We start from the raw sequence: 19,939 nt of genomic DNA, 5'->3' as shown, positions 1-19,939 counted from the left end.
TGTTGATGTTGATGATTTTAATGATGTTCTTATTGACTTTATGCAGTTGGCAGTGGTTGATCACGAATGTATATTTTCGGGTGATTTCTTGCTGGGTTTTGAATGTACTTTTAAACTTGACTACGGATTTTCTGAAACGTGTTCAGCACTGGTTTTGCGGCTTCAACTGGCACAGGCAGGAATATGCTTCTGCCCTACTCCCACCGGTGAAGCAGTTTTATGCAAAGCCCAAAAGAAGACGGACTGGCAGGCCTAAGTCACGCTGGATTTTGCAATTTGTGCTGGAGAGGTTTACAGAAGGTAAAAGCTATCGACAGATCATGATGGAGTTTAACCGGCTCTATGCACACAAGGACATGACGATCAGTCTGGGGACGGTGTATAACTGGGTACAGAAGTACCATTCAGAAATGGAGGTGATACGTAAGGAAACGCGCAATCGATTTCCGGAACCCAGCCCTGCGAATTTGCGGTGGTGTATCGATGGTACGGGTAAAGTGACAGCAGATGGCGTGAGCCATTTTATCCTGGGTATTGTGGATCATGGCACTCGGATGAACTTATTGTTACGGCGTCTGGAGTTGGCAACATCAGCGACGATACTGGCGTGCATCAAAGAGGCGATGCAGTTGTTTGGTCAGCCTGCAATTATCCGCACGGACAATGCGTCTGTGTTTCGCAGTAAGAAATTTAGACGGGCTTTGAAGCAAATGGGCATACGTCAGGAATTCAGTGAGCCCGGCAAGCCGTGGCAAAACGGAAGGATTGAGCGTTTGTTTTTAACGCTCAAAGAGAAATTGAATTTGATTACTCCTGTTAATGGCTTAATGCTCGATTGTTTGCTGGGCGATTTTACGGTCTGGTATAACCAAATCAGGCCACATCACCATTTGCATGGGTATACATCTGCTGAGGTGTGGACCGGTGTTGATCCTTACACGTCGGCCCCGAAAACTGTTCAGTATGTTAGTGCTTGGGACGGTCTGCTGACTGGCTACTATTTGCAGCGTTAGCGACATCCTTCATAAAAAAATAGCTGTTGATCTTGAACATTTTTGGTGTTCAGGGTGATGCTCGCTTCAAGCAAATAATTTGCTCAAATTTTAATCAGACGAACAATTTTATTTCTCGCGGTGATTAAAAAATGATCAGTTCAGTGTTCGATTGGACCAAAACCTTTACCAGATTTTGCAAAAAATGCTGATCTGGCGAAAGGACTTGGTTTAACTGAACACTGAACAGGGCAGCAGCAGCAAGCAGGCAGCGATTAGGAAAGTAATTTCCAAGCGTTTTTACTCCATTGGGGTAAAAATATTTCACTCCTATCATCCCATGTCTTTAGACTAACTATACTTGCTTGTTTTAAATTTGTTTTTAAAAGAGGTATTTTCGGGAAAGTCGCACTAATATCATCAGCATATGCATTAACAACATCGTTTTTTCCAAACACTGTCAAATGAGGAAATAGGAAAAAACTGTCCATTTTTGTTACTGTTTCTGGCTTTGCAACTAACATTTCAGCAACGGAAAATGTTGAGATATGGTTTTTTGCATCCAATACGCCCATCCATCGATCCGTCCCGTCTAATGATTCTGCAAGAGCAACACTGAACTGATGAAGCTGGTCGGGGCTTACGACTACACCTTCCACTGTTTCAACGGAAATCAAAAATAAATTAGGATAGTCCTTGAGTGCTCTCCCAAATACAAATCCTTCATGAGAGGCGAGACTTCTCAAAGTAGAATTCTGTGTGTGATTTTTACTTTGTGGAAAATCCTTCCCAATTGGTGACCAAATTTCATCAAGAGGACTTGGCAATAAAGAGATTGAAATTTTTCCTAAAATACCATCACCAATTTGTAATTCGCCTTCAGCGCGCACAACGAGCAAATTAATGCCTTCAACATAGCGTTCAGTAAGAAAATTTCTGATTTCACTGTTCACAATATTCTTTTTTCGAAAATCTGACTTTCCACGAACTGAGACATCAAAACCAGATAATGAGCTTTCTTTTTTTAGCGAGGCTTGCAACAAGCGCGATAAATAAGTAAGTGCCAAGGTTTGAGAGTAAATACATACATAGCCAGATATCAATATCATTTTTGATTTTCCGAAAATTAAAGTCTGTTTGATTTTAAATACATAAATTTAATATAACAAAGCGATGAGCAATGAATTCGGTTTTATTTTTTTAGCGTTTTGAAATTGTTGCAACACCAATCATTACTGCCAACAATGAAGTAGCTAATTGACCAATACCAGCACTATTACTTACCCAAGAATTATATGCTCCGTAAATTGCGTTTTCATTTAACGAGGATTGCTGCCACATTGCGTTATTTTTTACAAACCAATTTAACTTGGCGAGAGGAAACATGCTTGCTTCCATTGCTAATTGTTTGTCGTCAGTATAAAAAATAATCCCACCTACGGTGATAAAGAAAACAGGTCTAATTCCGCCAACCGTGACTGGTTGACGCGGCGGATTCCAATCACCTCTTTGCCAATTTGAGCCAGATAAAATACCAAAAGCGCTTTTAATACCAAAAGCAATATCATATGCATCCATCTGCGCAATACCAGCAACAATTCCCGAAGGAGTAAGCGGTTTTATTTCCTGATATTTCTCCAAGGTAAGATCTTGGATATCTGGTTTGTAGAAATCTGTATCACTATATCTCCACACCCTTCCATAAATCACGCGATTCATCGAATGGTCTTGATCATATTGTTTTTGTACCTCACCTTCAACATCTCGGCCAAACTGTGCCTCATCAACAGTCAGTCCACTGCTATCCGTGAACTTAGCAGGATTTGAATTTGCATAAACATATTTATTAAAGCTCACTGGCCGTATGTCAAAACCGGGGAAACGATCCTGTGACATAAACCTACCCGATAACTCGTCATACCATCTCGACCTGTTATATTGCAAGCTGATCGCATCATCAAAGTACTCCCCAGTGTAACGATATTGATTTGTGGTTGTACCACTCTTATCCAATAAATTCCCGAACACATCATACTGATACGTGTCAGTGATGTTGCCTTGCGCATCTGTAAGTGCCTTGATGCTACCTAATGCATCGGCACGGTAGAAGTAGGACTGCCCCACTCTGCTCTGCTGAATCAGGCCGTTTCCCCATACATAGCTGGCACTTTCGCTTGCAGTTCCTTGTGTAACTATTTCTTGCACAGTTTGCGCATAGTTAAAGGTGTCATCAATGAGGTAGCTCGTGACCTTATCTGGACTGGTGTTCTGTCCCGGTTCTACCTTCAACACCCGGTTGCCATTGCTGTCATAGCTGTATCGTGCAACTATTACCGCACTTTCCTGACTGCTGCCCTGTTTCACTTCTACCAAACGGTTATCCGCATTCCAGCCATAAACGGTGACTTGTCCACCTGTGGTCTTCGTGCTCAGATTCCCCTTGTCATCCCAAGTGTAAGTCGTGACCACATTGTTAGCACCAGTGGTTTTCGTTTCCAGCGTCAGCCTGTCATTGGCGTCATAAGTGTAGGTAGTTGTCGTTGTACCGCTTGCCGTGGCTTCAGTCTTCTGGCTACGATTGCCCACCTTATCGTATTGATAGTCGGTAGTGCGAACAGTCGTATTACTTCTGTCCTTGACCAGTTCCTGTGTCAGACGATTTACGCCATCATATTGATAGCTTGTCGTGCGTACAGGATTCGCCGCAAGCAGACTTACTTGTGTGCTTTGCGTGTCAAACTCTTCCACCTTCGTCCGCTGACCATTGGCAGCCAAAGTGTAGCGGCTACCTGCAATAACATTGCTGCCTTTGACGTGCAATAATTGCAGCAAGCGTCCATTCTGATCATAACTATAGCTAGCAGTAACACCATCCGGTGTCATTGCCGTCGCCAGTCGTCCGGCATCGTCCCAAGTGTAAGTCGTGTTGCTGTTGGTCGTACTATTTGTTACGTTGATGAGCCTTTGATTCTTGTCATACCCGTAGCTAACAGTTCCTACCGCCGTACTGCGCTGCTTGATATTGCCATTGGCATCATAGGCATACGAGAGGTAACTACCATCAGGCTTAACCTGCTTCGTGATCCTGTCATTCGCATCATAAGTATATATCGTCTGACCATTCTGGCGTCCATTACTATTGTTACCACCTGATGTGGTGCTGCTTGCGACTTGTCCTGCTGCAGTGTACGTGGTGCTGACACTGCTGCCATCCGGGTAGTTTGTCTGGACTACCTGACCAAGTACATCATAGATATAGCTAGTGACCTTGCCTGCAAAGTCTGTCTTTTGTATCAGGTTACCTGCCACGTCATACGCAAAGCTTTCTGTCTGCCCTGCTGGCAAAGTCCTACTGGCAACACGGTTATTTGCATCATACGTCCAGCTTGTGACGTGACTTTGCGCATCAATCTGGCTGGTCTTGTTCCCATTAACGTCGTAACCGTAAATTGTTTGCTGTTGTGTCGCTGCATTGGTTTGCGTGACCTGGTTCAATCTTCCTACCGGATCATATCCGTACTGCGTAGTGTTGCCTGCCTGGTCAATTTCTGATTGCTTGGTACCAATCAGATTCCAGATCGTGTTGCTAGCGCTGTTATCTGAATACGTCGTTTTGGTTGAGCGAGATAATATGTCATATTCAAATTGAGTTACCTTGCCTGTGGCATCGACAATTTTGGTGCGATTACCAACACCATCATATTCATAATGGGTTTGTTTGCTTCTGGCATCAGTCAAAGTAATAAGGCGTCCTGCGCTATCATAATTTTTAGTTACTGAATTACCTTGTGCATCAGTCATACTGGTAACACGCCCCGCGTCATCATACGTAGTACTGATACTCGTGCCATCGGCAGCAGTTGTTCTGACGAGACGGTTCAGCGCATCATATTCATAGCGCGTAGCCCTGCCCTGACGATCCGTGTCACTGATCTTGTTGCCACTTGCATCATAAACCGTGGTAGTGGTCTTGCCATCCGGATAGGTAGTAGTCGCCAATCTGCCGGTGTCGTCATAGCTATAGGTGGTACGTCGTCCTTGCGGGTCGGTCGTTGCGCTGACGTTTCCACCTGGAGTGTATTCCGTTTTGGTGGTTGCACCCAATGCATCCGTTTCACTGATGACACGCCCTTCTGCATCCAGTGTTCTGGTAACACTAACAGTCTTTTGCGTTGGCACGCCATTGACCATGACAGTAGCAATCCAGCTTCGGCTGATCTCCTTGCCGTTACTGTCATAAACATAAGTCGAAACTTTGCCCGCAGCATCCGTCTCACTAATCCTGTTGCCTTTGATATCGCTCTGGTAACGAGTTACCTGTCCCGATAAATTGAAGTTAATTACATTTCCAGAATCGTCTTTTACTCTATTGGTATATCCTCCCAAGGCATTCGTTGCTGTAGTTCCATTACTTCCATAATAGTAAACAGTCCTGGCACCCTTTGCATCCGTGCTAGATTTAAGATGAACACCTGCGTTAAGATCATATTCCCAGTTATTTATGTTTCCCAACGGATCAGTCTCACTCAACTGCTTATAAGTCTGCGGATCATAAGTACTCTTGGTGATGTTCCCCATAGGATCAGTCACGGTCGCCTGATTCCCATTCACATCATAGGTATAAGTCGTGACCTGATTGAGCGCATTAACAACCTTCGTGATGTTACCGTTGCTGTCATACGTATAGGTCGTCTTGTTCCCCCTGCGGTCAGTCACAGTCTGCTGGTTGTTATCCACATCATGCTGCATCTGTACAGCTTTACCATTAGCGTCATAGCGAGCAATCAACCTTCCACTCTGGTCATACTCAAACCGCGCCGCCAGCTTGCCATTCGGATCGGTGTAGCTAATAAGGCTGTGGTTAGCGTCATACGTCATCTTCGACACCGCCCCATTGCGGTCAGTGACGCTGATGAGGTCGCCGGTAGCGTTGTAGACGTAACGGATCTGTTTGCCTGCCGGATCAGTGACAGCAGTGATGCGGTGGCTGGCGTCTCTTGTAAAGGTGGCGGCCGTGCCATTGGAATGGGTGACACCACTGTCGCTGTAGGTCAGGACGTTGCCGTTCGGGTCTTTGATCTTGGTGATGCCGATACCATCGGTCAGATAGTATTCGTAGTTATCTTCTGTCGTGAGTTTGTAGTATTTGGGGTTCCAGGCGGTGGTCTCACTTTCACCTGCACCGGCGACGTCGATGAGCATGCCGCCCTGTGCTTGGATCAGGGCGGGTACGTCAACGAGTTCTAGCCTTGCGGTGGTACCGGGCAAGGCGGTGAAGAGTATTTTCACGGGCGGGACGGTGACACCACAGTCTCTTTCGTTGGCGGCAGTGAATCTTGCGACATCACCGGTTGGTAATGTCACGTCTACCTTGCGCTTGCCTCTTGGGCGCAAACAGGTAGTCAGTTGTGCCGGGATGGTGACGACGTCCCATTCCAGGCCAAGGATGATGTTCTTTCTGATTTGCACATTTTGGTAATCCACACTCCAGCCTTGCCCAAAGTCGAGCGCCTGACCTTTGCGTCTGGTGTCGTAGGTGCGGGTGATCCTGATGGGGATGCCGGAGGCCTGGACGTTGAGGTCTTCAAAGCTGATGCTGAACTGGCCGATTTTAAGATTACGGGTGACGTCCAGGGTGATCATGTGGCTGGCCTGGACACCATTGGTATTGACGGCAATGACGCTGAGTTCGTAGATGCCGTTTTGTAGCTGCGTCGGGTCAAACTTGCCGAGGGTGCCGTTGCTGACGTTCTGGTAGCCACGGGCGAGCTCTTGCCATTTGTCGGTGCCTGCCGCGCGCATGAGCAGCTGGTAGTAGGCGAGGTTTTGTGCGGTGGCTGTGCCGATGATGGTGGTTGGTGCGGTGATCTCGACGTCATCTGTGGGGGTGCTGATCTGGGCCGTGGGCAAGCTGGTGTCTGCGGGGTTGGCAACACTGTAGAGGCTGGTTTTGCTGACGGTGGTCAGGTCATCTTTGGCGGTAGCCACAACCTGGTGCGCGCCTGTGGCAGTGGCGGTGATGGTGGCTGTGCCTTGGGCATCGAGTGTTTGTGGCTGACCATCAACGGTGACGCTGGTGCTGATGTTGCCGGTGCCGCCGTTGGTGAGGACGGTGACGGTGACTTTGTCGCCTATGTTGACGAGTGCAGGTGCCACGGCCATGCTGATGGACAGTGCCAGGGCATGGTCGCTGACGGTGAGCAGGTAGCGTTGTTCTGCAAAGGCTTTGCCATTGTCTGCGCGTAGTGTGACGTTGAAGCTGCCCAGTACCGGGCTCGCCCAGGTGATGACGCCGGTGCTGCTGATGTTCATGCCACTCGGTGCATCGGTGAGACTGTAGCTGAGGCTGGCACCTTTGGGGTCTTGGGCTGCGACGGGATAGCGATAAGCCAGGCCAGCAACAGCAGCGGTAACGGGCGCGCTGGTGATGACGGGGACGCTGGCGATATCACCGGGGTCACCATCGAAGGCGGTGGTGGTACCAAGGTTGGCGGCGATGATAGAGCTGAGGTTGTCGCAGGTGCTGTTACTTTGTGCACCGGTCAGACGAGCCAGGAAGAGACCACTGGCGACGTCGGCCTGGCCACTGAAGTAGGACCAGCGTACGCTGTCGGTATTGTCAGTGCCGCCACCGGGCAACATGCTGGCGAGAACGGTGTCGTAGGCTTTGGCGGCATTGATTGCGGGGGTGCTGCTGGCGGCTGCCAATGCGGGTTCTGCCATGAGCCAGCCCATGCCTTGTGTGGCAAGGATGGCGGCGGTGGTGTTGCCGTTGTTGCCGGAAAGGCGGTAGGCACCGGCACCGGTCTGGATGTCTTCGATCTGCATGGCCTGCCCTGTCCAGCCGCTCATGGTTTGCGGACTTTGTGGAACGAGGACGCGGTAACCGGCACCAACGGCATTTTGTACATCGATGGATTGGCTGTTGGTCAGATTCAGTTTTAACAGTGCAGCAGCAAGGTTGCTGCTGGTGACGGCATAAACGCTTTGTTGTTGTGCCTGTGGCAGCGCGGCAGCTTTGGCGAGTACGCGTATCGGTGAGGCGGCAGCGGTGGGGGTTTGTGACTGGCTGTAGTGCTTTTCTAAAACCATGTGGGCATAGGCGACGTTGCGCTGGTTGCTTTGATGGGTGTAGGCGGCTGGACTTAGGCCATCGGCCTGGCTTGCTACTGCAGTCTGGAGGCGGTCAATATCGAGAGCAACACCAGGGAAGGAGACGCTGTTGACAAGACCGAGGGTCATGTCGGGTATGGCTTGTGCCACTGCCCTGCCGAGTGAGGGCAGGCGTTGTTCTACCACGCCTGCGGCGTGCTGGAAGATGGCGCTGTTGGCGTCTGTGGTGGCGAAGTAGGCGAGTATGGTCTGGTGCAGTAAATCACCTGTGAGGTCATCGCGGCTCACGCTGCCAGGTTGGCTGGTGAGCTTGGCCTGGGTGGCGGCGAGTCTTTGCTGGACGGTGTTCAACTGGGCGGGGTTGATGCCCTGGGTGTCGGCGACGATGGCGTGGTAGTCACCGGCATGGACGCTGAAGTTGTTGTCGTTCCAGCCGCCACTGGCGGGTTCATAACTGCCTATGGAGGCGCTGAGTTCGCTGCCGAGTGTGAAGCTGCCACCGCTGGCGACGATTTGACCATCGAGGCGGAGTTCTGCCTTGACCTGGATGAGGTAGCCGGGGACGCTGAGCGGGAATTCGCTGGCAGTAACGGGGCTATTGTCGGCATGCGCTTTGGGCAGGTAGGCGGCGAGTACGTCAGCATCGGCCTGGGTGGCGGGACTAAAACTGAGGGTCAGGCGTTTGCCTGCGAGGGCGGCGTAGCTGCTGTTGACACTGACGGTGGCTGTACCCTGGGCTTGTGCTGCGCTGCTGGCAAATACTTGCAGGCGCACTGCTCCCTTGAGGTTAGTCGGCAGGGCCTGGAAGGCGGCGCTTTTAACGATGGTTTTGTAGGGCAAACTGCCCATGAGGATGGCGTAGTTCTCTGCGCTGATGACGTTGCTGCCTAATACACTACCTATGGTGAGGTCTGCACCTTGCTGGTTGAGGACCTGGTTGAGCTGGTTCTGGTAAGTAGTGAAGGCGCTCTGGATGTTGGCCTGGTTGAGGCTTTGTCCGTAATCAGGGGTGCAGTTGGCACCTTGTTTGGCGATGTCAAATACACCGGCTTCATTGAGGCTGACGCTGCTGCGCAGGTTCAGTGCGGACTGGGATGTCAGTTGTTTGAAGCTGGGGTCTAGCGGCAGCCAGGTGCTGGCTGTGTTGTTGCGGGCACCTCGGCTGGGGCTGGCATCGACATAGGCTTCTACCCAGACGTGTTCGACTTGTATCGCGGTAACTTGTGCGCCCTGGATGATGGCTTTGTTGGGCACGCCTGCCTGGCTTAACAATGATTGCGCTGCGCTGACGTTGTCGACGTGCAGCCAGTTCAGTAAACGTTGGGTTGGGATTTCGACTGTGCCGTACACGTAGCGGCTGGGGATGCCTGCTGCGCGGTTAAGGGCAATCAGCAAGCTGGCGGCATCGATGTCGTTACCGCTCTTGGCTTGCAGGGTCTGGGCTGCGCCTTGCAGGCTGCCGTAACCGACTTTGTATTTGATGTTGTTGCGGACGTAGTTGTAGATGGCAACGGGGTTGTTCTGTAAGGAGGCAGCCAGAGACTGGATCTCTGAAGTCAGCTGGATTTCTTCAGCGGCGGCAAGATCGGCGGCGGCTGGTGCATCACTCAGGACGGTATCGGGTAAAGCCAGGCCGGAGAGGCTGCCTGCTGCGGCCACGGCAGGTGCTGGGGCAAATGCGGGTGGTGGTGACTGGCGGCTGGCGCTCGTGCTGGTAACTGCAGCAGTTGTTTTACGCACCTGGTCGCTACTATTACCCCAGGGGAGTTTGGTGCCGTTGAGTGCGCTGGCCTGGCTGGCGTATTGCTTGATGGCTTGTTGCCATTGTTTGAGAGCGGCTGTCGCATCACCCTTGCCTGCTGCGGCACTGTCCAGTGGGGCGTAGGCGTCTTGCAGCAGTTTGGCACGAGCGGTAAATTCGCTGACCATGCTTTGGTGGCGCTGGAGGACGGTGCCGGTTAATTTGTTTTGGGTGAGGAAGCTTTCTGTCGCGGTAAAAGCTTTGCTCAGCAATTGCTGTTGTTGCTGCAGTACCTGGTATTGGCTGCGCAGGCTGGTAATGACAGTCAGGGCGGCGGCATTGCTGGCCAGGCTTTGCGGGCTGACTTGCGTACTGAGGTCGATGAGTTTGGTCAGCGCGCGGGCGTAATCTGCACTGGCGGTGCTGCTGGTATTGCTGGCCACGGGTGCGGGGGCCAGCAGGGACGCTTTACTGTTCGCTGCTTGGGCTGTTGGCATGGTAACGGCCATGCCTTTGCTGGCGGGCAGCTTGCGTGGACCCAAGGGCAGCAAAACACTATTGTTACTGTCCGCAACACGGGGCGCAGCTGTTATCGTACCTTGGGCCATCGCCAAGGGCGACAGCAGGCTGCTGACGAAACTCGCCAATACGATACTGGCGACGCTGCGTTGTAATGGAATGTGGCGGAACATAATTTTACTCTTGGTAATAAGTATTTCTGACGGCATGATGCCGTGTCTATTCATTCGATGCGGTGATTGTCACCACATCTTTAATTTGTTGGGACAAACAGGGTCGTGCCTACTTCCATATTCGAATCCCAACTGGCGGCGATGACTATGCCCTCCAGATGTCCACCTGAAGTCTTGATGCAGGCATAGGGGGCAAGGATGCTGCCATATACACCAGCATTAATAAAGTTCAACAACTCGGTGTCGTACATATTGATGAGCACTTTGCTATGGCGGTTGATAAAAGCCGTCATGCTGATGCCAAACTTGATGGTGCGTTGGGCATTGCTGGCAACATTCAAGATCAGATAAGCATCTTGTTTTACATTTGCCAATACAAAATTATAGGTACTGACAACATGATCTGCAGTCAGGTTAAAGACTTCAATATCCTTGTTGCTGCCAGTGAGTGTTATCTGGGCATAGAGCTGGCTGACTGTGCCCGTTGCCGGTGCAGTGCGCAGTTGTTGCGAGAGCACTGTCAGGTAAGTGCGCTCTGCTTCAAAATCGATGGGGCCTACGTCTTGCTTGCGGAAATCAAGATAGCTGGCAACTTTGGGAGATGAACCTTTGGTACCTGAATAGATTGCAAAGCCATTATTGGTACTCGAACCGAGACTACCTGCATAGGCAACCAGATTGCCGCCCACCACCAGCGCTGGACGGGCATCGTTGGGGTTCATCTTATTACCGATACTACCGCCCGGCGTATTCAGTGCGCCGCCAACTGCAAGCCGCCCTTCAACGTCGGTGACATTACTGACATTACCAAAGATGAAGGCAGAATATTGTCCGGCCACACCCAGATCAATTTGCTGCGCCTGGCACAATGCAGAAGAGAATATCAAACCCAGTGCAAGGCACAGGCCTTGCACACTGATATGGAGTGGGCGATGTATTTTTAATTTCATGATCATTCAATTATTCTATTTTTATTACCGTCACGCTTAGCGCGCACTTTGTCGTTCAACTACAGCAATCAGGTTGGCCAGTGATTTGCTGACCGGGCCGACGCCGGTTTCTATGTTCTTCAACTTGCCCTGTACAGTGATCAGCAAACGCAGGGCTTTGTCCATGCTGTTGCTGCTCATGGCGGTATTGGCCTGGTTGAGCAAGTCTATGATGGCGGTACGTTGTGCAAGTTGTGCTGGCGTTGACAAGCTCAAACCTTGTATCAAGCTGATGGTTTGCGCATTGATCTGGCTGGCGCTTTGTACTTTGATAGCCTGGTCTTGCGACTTGTAAGGCGTGGCATTGCCACCGCTGACCATGCTGACTGCGAGGTTGGCGTTGTAGGTACCAGCAGATACCGGAGCCTGCCAGCGTACCGATACCACGGTGTCAGCGGCAGACGCGGCGGTCAGGTTCCAGGTGGCAGTGACGTCGCCATTGCCATTGCTGCCCACGGTAGCGGCTGGCGTGCTGGATTTAATCACCGATCCTGCTGGCAAGCTTTGGACTATGCGTACGGGCTGGGCGGCACCTGCATTGGTGATGGTGCTGCTCAGTGTGCTGATGTCGCCTGGCAGCAGTGCATTCAAATCTGCGGCTGCGGGGGTCAAATAGTCGAGACCTTGCTTGATCATCAGCGGCCAGCGGCTTTCGTTTGCCTGTGCAGCCAGTGTATCGCTCCAGTCAAAACCGAATGCCAGGGTTTTGCCATTGCCATAGTTGGCGCTGACGATGCCTGGGCTAGAGGCTGTGCCTTTCAGCGTTGCTTCTACCGTGCCACCTGCTGCTGCCAGTTTGGTCTGGGTGGCTGGGCCTGCAAGGTCGCCACCTTTGAATACGCCGCCAGCCAGGCTCATTTGTTGCAGGGCTGTGGCATAGGCGCCGTTGTTGGTGACGCCTGAGCATTGTGCGAGCTGGATATTGGTGGCTGTAACCAGGCTGTCAAGCATGAAGCCCTGACCGCGCTTGACTGCTGCCAGCAATTCAGAAGCTGCTGGTTCTGGCAAGGCGCTGGCGCCATTGCTGATCCAGTAGGTGCTGTAGTTACCGCTACGCAGTTGGGTCAGGAAAGTCGCCGCGTCGGTGCTGATGGTGTGGCTGATGCCTTGATTAGCGAGGACGTTGTCGAGCACACCTGCCCTGCTGGTATCACATTGCGCCAGGGTCGCGGCGTTTTCTGCGGGGAACTTGGTGGCGGCACATTTACCCAGCAATTCATCGGCAGCGCGTTTGCAGGCACTGTAGACGAGCACGTTTTGCCATGGCGTTGCGGCTTGCTTGATGGTCAGGCTGACGACGGATGAAGTCAGCGTAAACGTCACCTGGCCCAGCGTCAACGTGTTGCTGCCGACTTTTGCACTTAACACGGCTGTGTATTGCGCACCTGCGGTACCGGCACTGGTCCAGTCTGTGTTGCCAGCAAAACTGGCTGTCATTGCCAGCGTGGTTTTGTAAGGGAAGCTGGCGATGACTTTTTGTGTGGCGTCAATAATGCTGACGGTCAGCGGTAAATCTGTCAAAGCTGCATTGCCCTCGTTCGTGACATTGAAAGGGAAACTGATGAGGTTGCCAACTGGCACTTGCGGTACAGAGGCGGTGATGCTGCCTTTCAAACCACTGCCTGTGCTGGCGGTGGATGCGACACTAAATACACCACTGGCTTGTGAGAGCACGGTGTTGCCAGCGATGCTGACTACGACAGATGTCGTGTACTGCCCTGCCGGAGCGGCACTGAGGTTAATACTGTAGTTGTAGTCTTGCGCTGCATTGGCTGCCAGGCTGACCAGGGTTTCAGTTTTAGTGAAACGCGTGCTACCGTCCGGGTTTTTGACGGTGACCACAACCTGCAGATTATTGGCTGCCTGATCAGTTGTAATGTTGGTCAGACGTTCATGCAGCTTGACGATATCGGTGGGTGCATAGCTGGCCTTGTCGGTATCAACAACTGTGGTCAGTTTGATTTGCGGCGCAGCCAGGGTGAAGTTGGCTTGGGCCAGGGTCACGGTGTTGGCACCAAACGTGGCGGTCAAAGTCGCTACATAGGTAGCGCCTGTGGTGCCAGTGGCGGTCCATGAGGTGCTGCCACTGTAGGTGCCACCGATAACTATGGTACTGGTGTACGGGAACTGCCCGACGACCTTTTGACCAACGGGGTCAATGATGTTGACGCTCAATGCCTGGTTTGTCAGTGCGCTATTGCCTTGGTTGCTGGCACTGAAGTTGAGTGCCAGTGCACTGCCCACGGCTACCTGTGCCGGGGTGACGGTGACTGTACCTGTCAGGCCACTGCCATTGCTGGAAGAAGCTGTCACTGCAAAGCTGCTTGTGGATTGCACTGTGGTGGTGCCAGCAGTTGCTGTGACTTTGACTGCGTATTGACCAGGCGCTACGCCACTCAGTGGCAGGCTGTAGGCATAGTTTTTGGTATTTGCTGCTGGCAGTTGTGCCAGGGTTTCGGTTTTAGTGAAGCGTACTGTGCCGTCCGGGTTGGTCACGTTGGTGATGACCTGGATATTATCGACAGGTGCATTGCTTTGCGTATTGCTTAGTTGCGGACTGATGCGCACCGTCTCTGAAGGGGTGTATTGTTGTTTATCAGTCGACGTTGACAACTTCAGGCCGGTACCAGCGGCAGAGCTAATAGTGAATGGTGTCGAGGCGCTGGCGATGACCTGGCCTGCGGTATTGATCATCTCCGCGACGACCTTGTAGCTACCTGCATAAGTGTTACCGGTTGCAAAGTTCACTCCACCAAAGACACCAGTGCCGCCCACTGCGATACTCTGTGGTGATGTACTACCCAAATCAGCAACCAGGACGTTGTTCGTATCTTTGATCGAGATTTTTACCGTGCCGGTTCCTATCGCACTACTGAGGTTCTTGACGGTGCTGGTTATCTGAACCATTTCATTGGCAACATAAGACGTCTTGTCTGTTGTTGGTGCAATCTGGAAAATGGATGAATAGACCGTGACATATTGCGGGTCCAGCTCAGTTCGCACAGGGTTGCCACTAATATCGTCATAAGTCAAAGCTGTTTTGTAGCTGACCAGGCGCTTTTCATTTGGTACCGGATTCTTGAAGATAATATCAAAACCCAAATCATCGGTTGCGTCCGCACTGAACGTGTCAAAACGCCATTCAATGATTTTCTGGTTACCCACATCGGTCACGCTGAATGGAGGCTTGGTGAAAGATGATGTATCAACATCGATATCAACATTTGACAGGGTTTTCACTACACGCACATTGCGCAGCAAAGGATGCATAGGCGCCACCTGTAGCGTGATGGTCGCTGAATAGTCGTTAAGGCCGTTGCCACTGCTATTCAAAGGGCCAACCAGATCAGGGTAATCTGGCGCAACTACGGGATTGCGGTAATCCAAGAAACTAAACGCGGTCATCGTCACCTTTGCATCTTCGGTTACGAAAGACAGTGAGTTGGCACCAGGAATGGGATTTTGATCAAGTATGCCGAGGCCAGGCTTAACCCATGGCGTCAGTGCGGGAACCGCGACATTGAATGGAACGGATGCAGAAATTCCTGGAATGGTGCTGGTGTTGAAAAACAGATTCAGCCCAGCAAAAGGTGCCGTCCAATTAAAGCCACTGCCGTCGGAACGGACAAGAAACGTGTACGTGCCTGCAACAGACAAGTCAATGCTGGGCGAGGTAGCGAGGCCATTGCCTGTACTCAGGAATACATGAGAACCCGTCAGAAAGTAGAGGTTGAATACGCCATTGGAACCAATGGTATCCCAACCATTGCCGGTGTACCCGCCATCTTTGTCAATTGCATAGATTGTTGCCCCAGTCAGATTGAGTGTAGCGGCGGATGCCGCGCCAAAGGTACTCAGCGACAACGCAAACACCACGGCCAATGAACCAATCCAGCCCATCACGCTGCGCAACTGTTTTGTTTTGATTAGCATTGCACATGCAGCGAGTATTCCCATACAAACCCATTGGTAGTTTATTTTTTTCATTTTGATTCAACTCCTTTGAGCAGGATATCGGTGCGTATCCTCTTATTCCCATCTGGCGTTACGACTGATGGTGTAAGTTCCTGGCTCATTTCAATGCGTATGCCAGGTGCGACGACAATGGTGCCACCCATGACAGTGGCCGGTGTCGGCCCATTCGATGTCTGTACCAATATGGGATGAGACCCGCTTTGCGCAAATGTGTAGGATGTACCGTTCAGGACGAGCGATTTACTGCCGTCCGAAGGTAACAAATCGATCTTGCTGGTACCGCTGTAAATGACGATGCCGCCAGGAGCCTGCAACTGGAAGGCCACATCGGCGCTAACTGGGACGTTGGAGCGATTGAATACATCCAGGCCAAATTGAATCGACTTGGTCTCACCAACGTTGGCAAACCTCGGTTTTGGCGAAACTGTAACGCTACCAATCTCTTGTGTGGGATCAATTACGATACTTGTCTGCCTGTCGATATTTTCAAGGCCGCCCGCCGCGCCTGTAGAAACCGTTCCCAAGATGGTATAGGCTCCAGGCGCATTCGCATTGGTACTCCAGGGTATGGTTAAACTGGTGTCACCGGGTGGAAAATCAAACTGGCGAACCAGGCCGCCCTGGACATTGGTCCAGGTTGCATCCACGTTATCGACTATCTGGCCTTGCGCATCAACAATAGCCGCCTTGAAAGTGCCCGAGCGGATTTCGGTACTATCGTTGCGCACCTTGATTTGAATCGCTACCGACTTATAAGCACCGTAGTGTGCCTGGTTGGTAATCAGGTCGCCTATGGAAAGCGTGCTGGCCGTTTGCGACGCCAAGGAGAAATTTTGCACGAGGTCGGATGGTGCGGAGACCTGCAAGTTGATCGTTTGGGAGTTATATCCGGCAGCGCCAACCCGCACGGAAAAACTGGTGCCGGCGATATTATTGATGGCGTAGCTACCGTCCGCCGCCGTTGTCGCGGCATTCGACATGCCGACGATCTGTACCGTCGCTCCTGCGATTGCAGTATTGGAAGTATTGACGACTTTCCCTTTGATGCTAGTACTGGTTTTGACTGGCATCAGGGTAACCGTGCCAGCATCAACTGTACTACCTGCAGAAGCAGTAAAAATTTGCGTGACCGAGGTATAACCTGACAGCGAGAAAGTGGCAGTGTAACTACCAGGGTTCAAGGTTTGATCAAACTGTCCATTTGCGGCTGTCACAGCGTTGCTATTGGCAGCACCTCCAATTTGTATGGCAACACCCGCCAACGGCGTATTTTGTCCGGCAGATACGACCTTACCTGTGAACCTGATGGTACCTGGAGTGGTTTCACTATTGGTATATAACACTGGAGCAAACAATACAGTTTGCCCTGCCGCGACTGTACCACTGGATGAGGCTGTCTTATAACCGGTCAGGCTGGCCGAAATCGCGAAGGCGCCGGGCGATGGCACTATGAATTCATAACGGCCATTGGCATCGGAAGTTGCGTTCAACGTGGCCGCTCCTGACAAGGACATGGTCACGCCAGGCAATACCGCACCATTTGTCGCAGTCACTTGACCGCGGATAATACTGGTACCTGCAAGTTGGGTCAGTTTGACTATGCCTGCATCGCTTATCTGGCCTGCGACTGCGCTATAACTGACAGTTTTGGAAGTATAGCCAACTCGGGAGTACGTTACTGAGTAATTCCCTGACGCCAGGCCATTAAAGGCAAACCGCCCGGAGATGTCGGTCGTCGTTACTTGATTTGGCGCACCCGACAGGGTTATAGTTGCACCAGACAAAGGTGCATTGGTAGCGTTATCGACCAGTTGCCCATGCAAAACGCCCGCACTGCCAGGCGATCCCGCTTGTCCAGAGAGCACACGCAATACCAGGGCAGTCAGGAAAGGATCGGTATTCCAGCTACCATCCGTACCCTGTTTCGAGATCAGAAAATTGCGCGCATTAGTGCGCACCGCAGCATCCGTTGTCACAGGTGCGATACCGGCCATGACAAGCGCGGTGAGATAAGTATTGCCTGACCAACTCCCATCGGCAGCCTGCTGTAGCTGCAACCAGGATGCCAGCGCCTTTACAAGGGTGGTATTACTACCATCTGAAACTGTTTGTAATGCAAGCAAAATAATTGCGCTGTTGCATTTGCGGTTCCAGTCGTTTGGCCCAGACGCACCACCATCAGATGCAAGTTGGGTGACGAGATAGGCGCGTGCACGATTAGCAGCATCACTCGTCCCACCGTTGGTTTGCGCCAGTGCTAATACTGCCCAAGCTGTATCGACGACATTACTGGAGTAATACGATGCACCAGCAAAACCGCCCTCTACGCCTTGACGCGTGAGCAGCAGGTTCAGTGAATTCGCGGGGTCCCAGCCATTGGCGCTCAGTGAAATAATCTTGCGTGCGAGATATTCAGTATTATCTTCGGTGTCGGCGGCAATGCTTGATGCCAAACTGGTTGGCAGCGTTGCCAGCAGCTTCAATGTTCGCGCAACTTCTGAGCGGGTCTGCAAGGGGGTCGCGATAGATTGCGCTTCGCCTATCAGTTTGCCGTCAGCTTGCACCTGCGCGTTGAGCCACTGCAAACCGTTGGACACCTGTACTGTGGTTTGCGCATGGACACCATTTACCAGCAGGGCCGACAAAAAAAGAACGCCAACCAACAGGTTTCGCGCAAAAGCACTGACATTTTGAAACACAGCAGACCCCTGAAATAAACGCACTGAGCCGAATCTCAGTAGTGAATTTGAGAGATCGCAGATAGACGTTGAAAATTTGAACCCGGATAGTAACTATTGTTACAATTTGTGGCAAGCACTAAATTCCCCATAACTGGTATCACTATTGGTGATATCTCAGGATTACCGAAAGCAATGCATAAAAAATAATTTTTCTATAGCAATATTGGTTAAAAGCAGTAAATTGATTTTTTGCTTTTTTTTGAAAGTGGTATTACTACTACGTTGATCACAATGACGCTGTGCAAAGCATTTTTTACGGTTGTCAAAGCACTTTAAACACCCATTCCTGATAGCTTTTTTTATTTTCAAAATCCCTCAATGAGGCAGGAAACTGGGCAAGCTTGATCGGTGCGCGCTCTGACTTGCTATGGATGCCAACGATACCTTTTCCATCTGGCGACAGCAGCAAGCCCCAGTCGGCCTGTAAAGTAATGGGATCAAGATAGAGCTGGCGCACATGGCGGCGTGGCATGGGGTAACGAGGGTCGCGCAGCAAGTCATTGAGTGAGGCTGGGGCACGGAGCCCTCCAGGTGGCGTGGCATTGGCATAACTGAGCAAGGCTTGCTGGAATTGCTGGCCGATGAAAAGCAAGTCTTCTTCTGCAGCCCGTCTTTGCATGAGACTATGGACTTGCATGGTGGCCAATGCCGCAATCGATAACAAGGCTATGCTCAACAGCAAACCAAGATAAGCCATGCCGCTTTGATGGAAAGCTGAATTGCTCCGTCTGGCGTTTACTTTGGCAGTTTTTTGCATGCACTCACTCAAAGAGAACGATAAGCCGTGCCATCGGCACGTTGACCTTGTGCGCCACTTTGTATGTTGTAGACCTGCCCTTGGGCACCATCTGCTGGCGCAATGATTTGCCAGCTGGTTGTGCTTTCTGTGATGGGGTCTATGGGCAAATCCTTCAGATATTTACGCTCGACAAGCTCTTCCAGGTTTTCTGGATAGCGGCCTGTATCTGCGTAAAATTTGTCTATGCTTTCCCTCGTCGTGCGCAGGTTTTCTACCAACACGGCTTCTTTGCCTTTATCCAGGCTTTGATAATAACGGGGCATTGCCAGGGTACTAAGCAAGGCGACAATGGCGAGCACAACCAGCAGTTCTATCAGAGTAAAACCACTATTTCGCTTAAAGTGCACGGGTAAGTTTATTTGTCTTCGCATATCTTCACCATTGCTTGTAAACGATGCCGTTTAAACCTTGCTGGGAATTGGTCGAGTAAACGTCATACACATCATCACCCTCTTGTGGGTCATTGGCCTCGCTGGCATAACTGCGCTTGCCCCAGCTTGCAGCGGCATCCAGATTAAGATTGGCTTGCAAAGGGTCGCGTGGCAAACGTCGCAGGAAATATATTTTTCTGTGACCAGGATCGCGTTGATCAACAACACCTTCTACCAGCATATCCAGATTTGCCGGATAGCCAGTTGAATTGAAATTTTTGGGGATACGCCCCTCATCACTCAGGCGTTTGTACTGGTCTATAGCAGTGCGTATTTCGCGCAGTGCCAGTTTTAAATCCTTCTCTTTGCTATGCTGCACCGCTATCTGCGCAACGGGCATGGCAATACTCGCGAGCACGCCTAAAATTGCCAGGGTAATCAGCAATTCTATTAAAGTGAAGCCATTTGCAGTTGCGCGTTTCATGTCGTTTGTACTTGCTTATGCTCTTTTATGCTCTTCTTCTGC

General features: G+C 51.1%; 9 protein-coding genes. 1 reads left to right on the top strand and 8 read right to left on the bottom strand.

Features of this window, described 5'->3' with window-relative positions:
- The first annotated feature begins 5 nt into the window (after window positions 1-5).
- A complete protein-coding gene (locus ACO0LD_RS16910) occupies window positions 6-1,013 on the top strand; it encodes a DDE-type integrase/transposase/recombinase (RefSeq protein WP_423008823.1) in 1,008 nt (335 codons plus the stop codon).
- Window positions 1,014-1,267: 254 nt separating this feature from the next.
- Here the strand turns inward: ACO0LD_RS16910 and ACO0LD_RS16905 are convergent, their stop codons facing one another.
- The 8 genes from ACO0LD_RS16905 to ACO0LD_RS16870 all read right to left on the bottom strand — a co-directional run bounded on the left by ACO0LD_RS16905 (window position 1,268) and on the right by ACO0LD_RS16870 (window position 19,897).
- A complete protein-coding gene (locus tag ACO0LD_RS16905) occupies window positions 1,268-2,101 on the bottom strand; it encodes a hypothetical protein (RefSeq protein WP_423008821.1) in 834 nt (277 codons plus the stop codon).
- 91 nt (window positions 2,102-2,192) lie between these two features.
- A complete protein-coding gene (locus ACO0LD_RS16900) occupies window positions 2,193-10,538 on the bottom strand; it encodes a transglutaminase domain-containing protein (RefSeq protein ID WP_423008819.1) in 8,346 nt (2,781 codons plus the stop codon).
- Between the two features lie 80 nt (window positions 10,539-10,618).
- A complete protein-coding gene (locus ACO0LD_RS16895) occupies window positions 10,619-11,488 on the bottom strand; it encodes a choice-of-anchor A family protein (RefSeq protein ID WP_423008817.1) in 870 nt (289 codons plus the stop codon).
- 36 nt (window positions 11,489-11,524) lie between these two features.
- Window positions 11,525-15,460 (bottom strand): beta strand repeat-containing protein, encoded by a 3,936-nt coding sequence (locus tag ACO0LD_RS16890; RefSeq protein ID WP_423008815.1) that lies wholly within the window; start codon window positions 15,458-15,460, stop codon window positions 11,525-11,527.
- Between the two features lie 50 nt (window positions 15,461-15,510).
- Window positions 15,511-18,201 carry a carboxypeptidase regulatory-like domain-containing protein gene (locus ACO0LD_RS16885; protein ID WP_423008813.1) on the bottom strand — a complete coding sequence of 897 codons (2,691 nt, stop codon included), beginning with the start codon at window positions 18,199-18,201 and terminating at the stop codon, window positions 15,511-15,513.
- 304 nt (window positions 18,202-18,505) lie between these two features.
- Window positions 18,506-19,000 carry a type II secretion system protein gene (locus ACO0LD_RS16880; protein WP_423008811.1) on the bottom strand — a complete coding sequence of 165 codons (495 nt, stop codon included), beginning with the start codon at window positions 18,998-19,000 and terminating at the stop codon, window positions 18,506-18,508.
- A gap of 8 nt (window positions 19,001-19,008) precedes the next feature.
- Entirely contained in the window at window positions 19,009-19,413 is a 405-nt protein-coding gene (locus tag ACO0LD_RS16875; RefSeq protein WP_423008809.1) for a type II secretion system protein, read from the bottom strand.
- Between the two features lie 4 nt (window positions 19,414-19,417).
- Window positions 19,418-19,897: a type II secretion system protein gene (locus ACO0LD_RS16870; RefSeq protein ID WP_423008807.1), complete on the bottom strand. Its 480-nt coding sequence runs from the start codon at window positions 19,895-19,897 to the stop codon at window positions 19,418-19,420.
- Window positions 19,898-19,939 lie beyond the last annotated feature (42 nt).

Origin of the sequence: Undibacterium sp. Ji83W (assembly GCF_049340385.1) — a bacterium.
Classification (GTDB): domain Bacteria; phylum Pseudomonadota; class Gammaproteobacteria; order Burkholderiales; family Burkholderiaceae_D; genus Undibacterium.
This window is presented reverse-complemented; position numbering and strand designations above follow the sequence as displayed.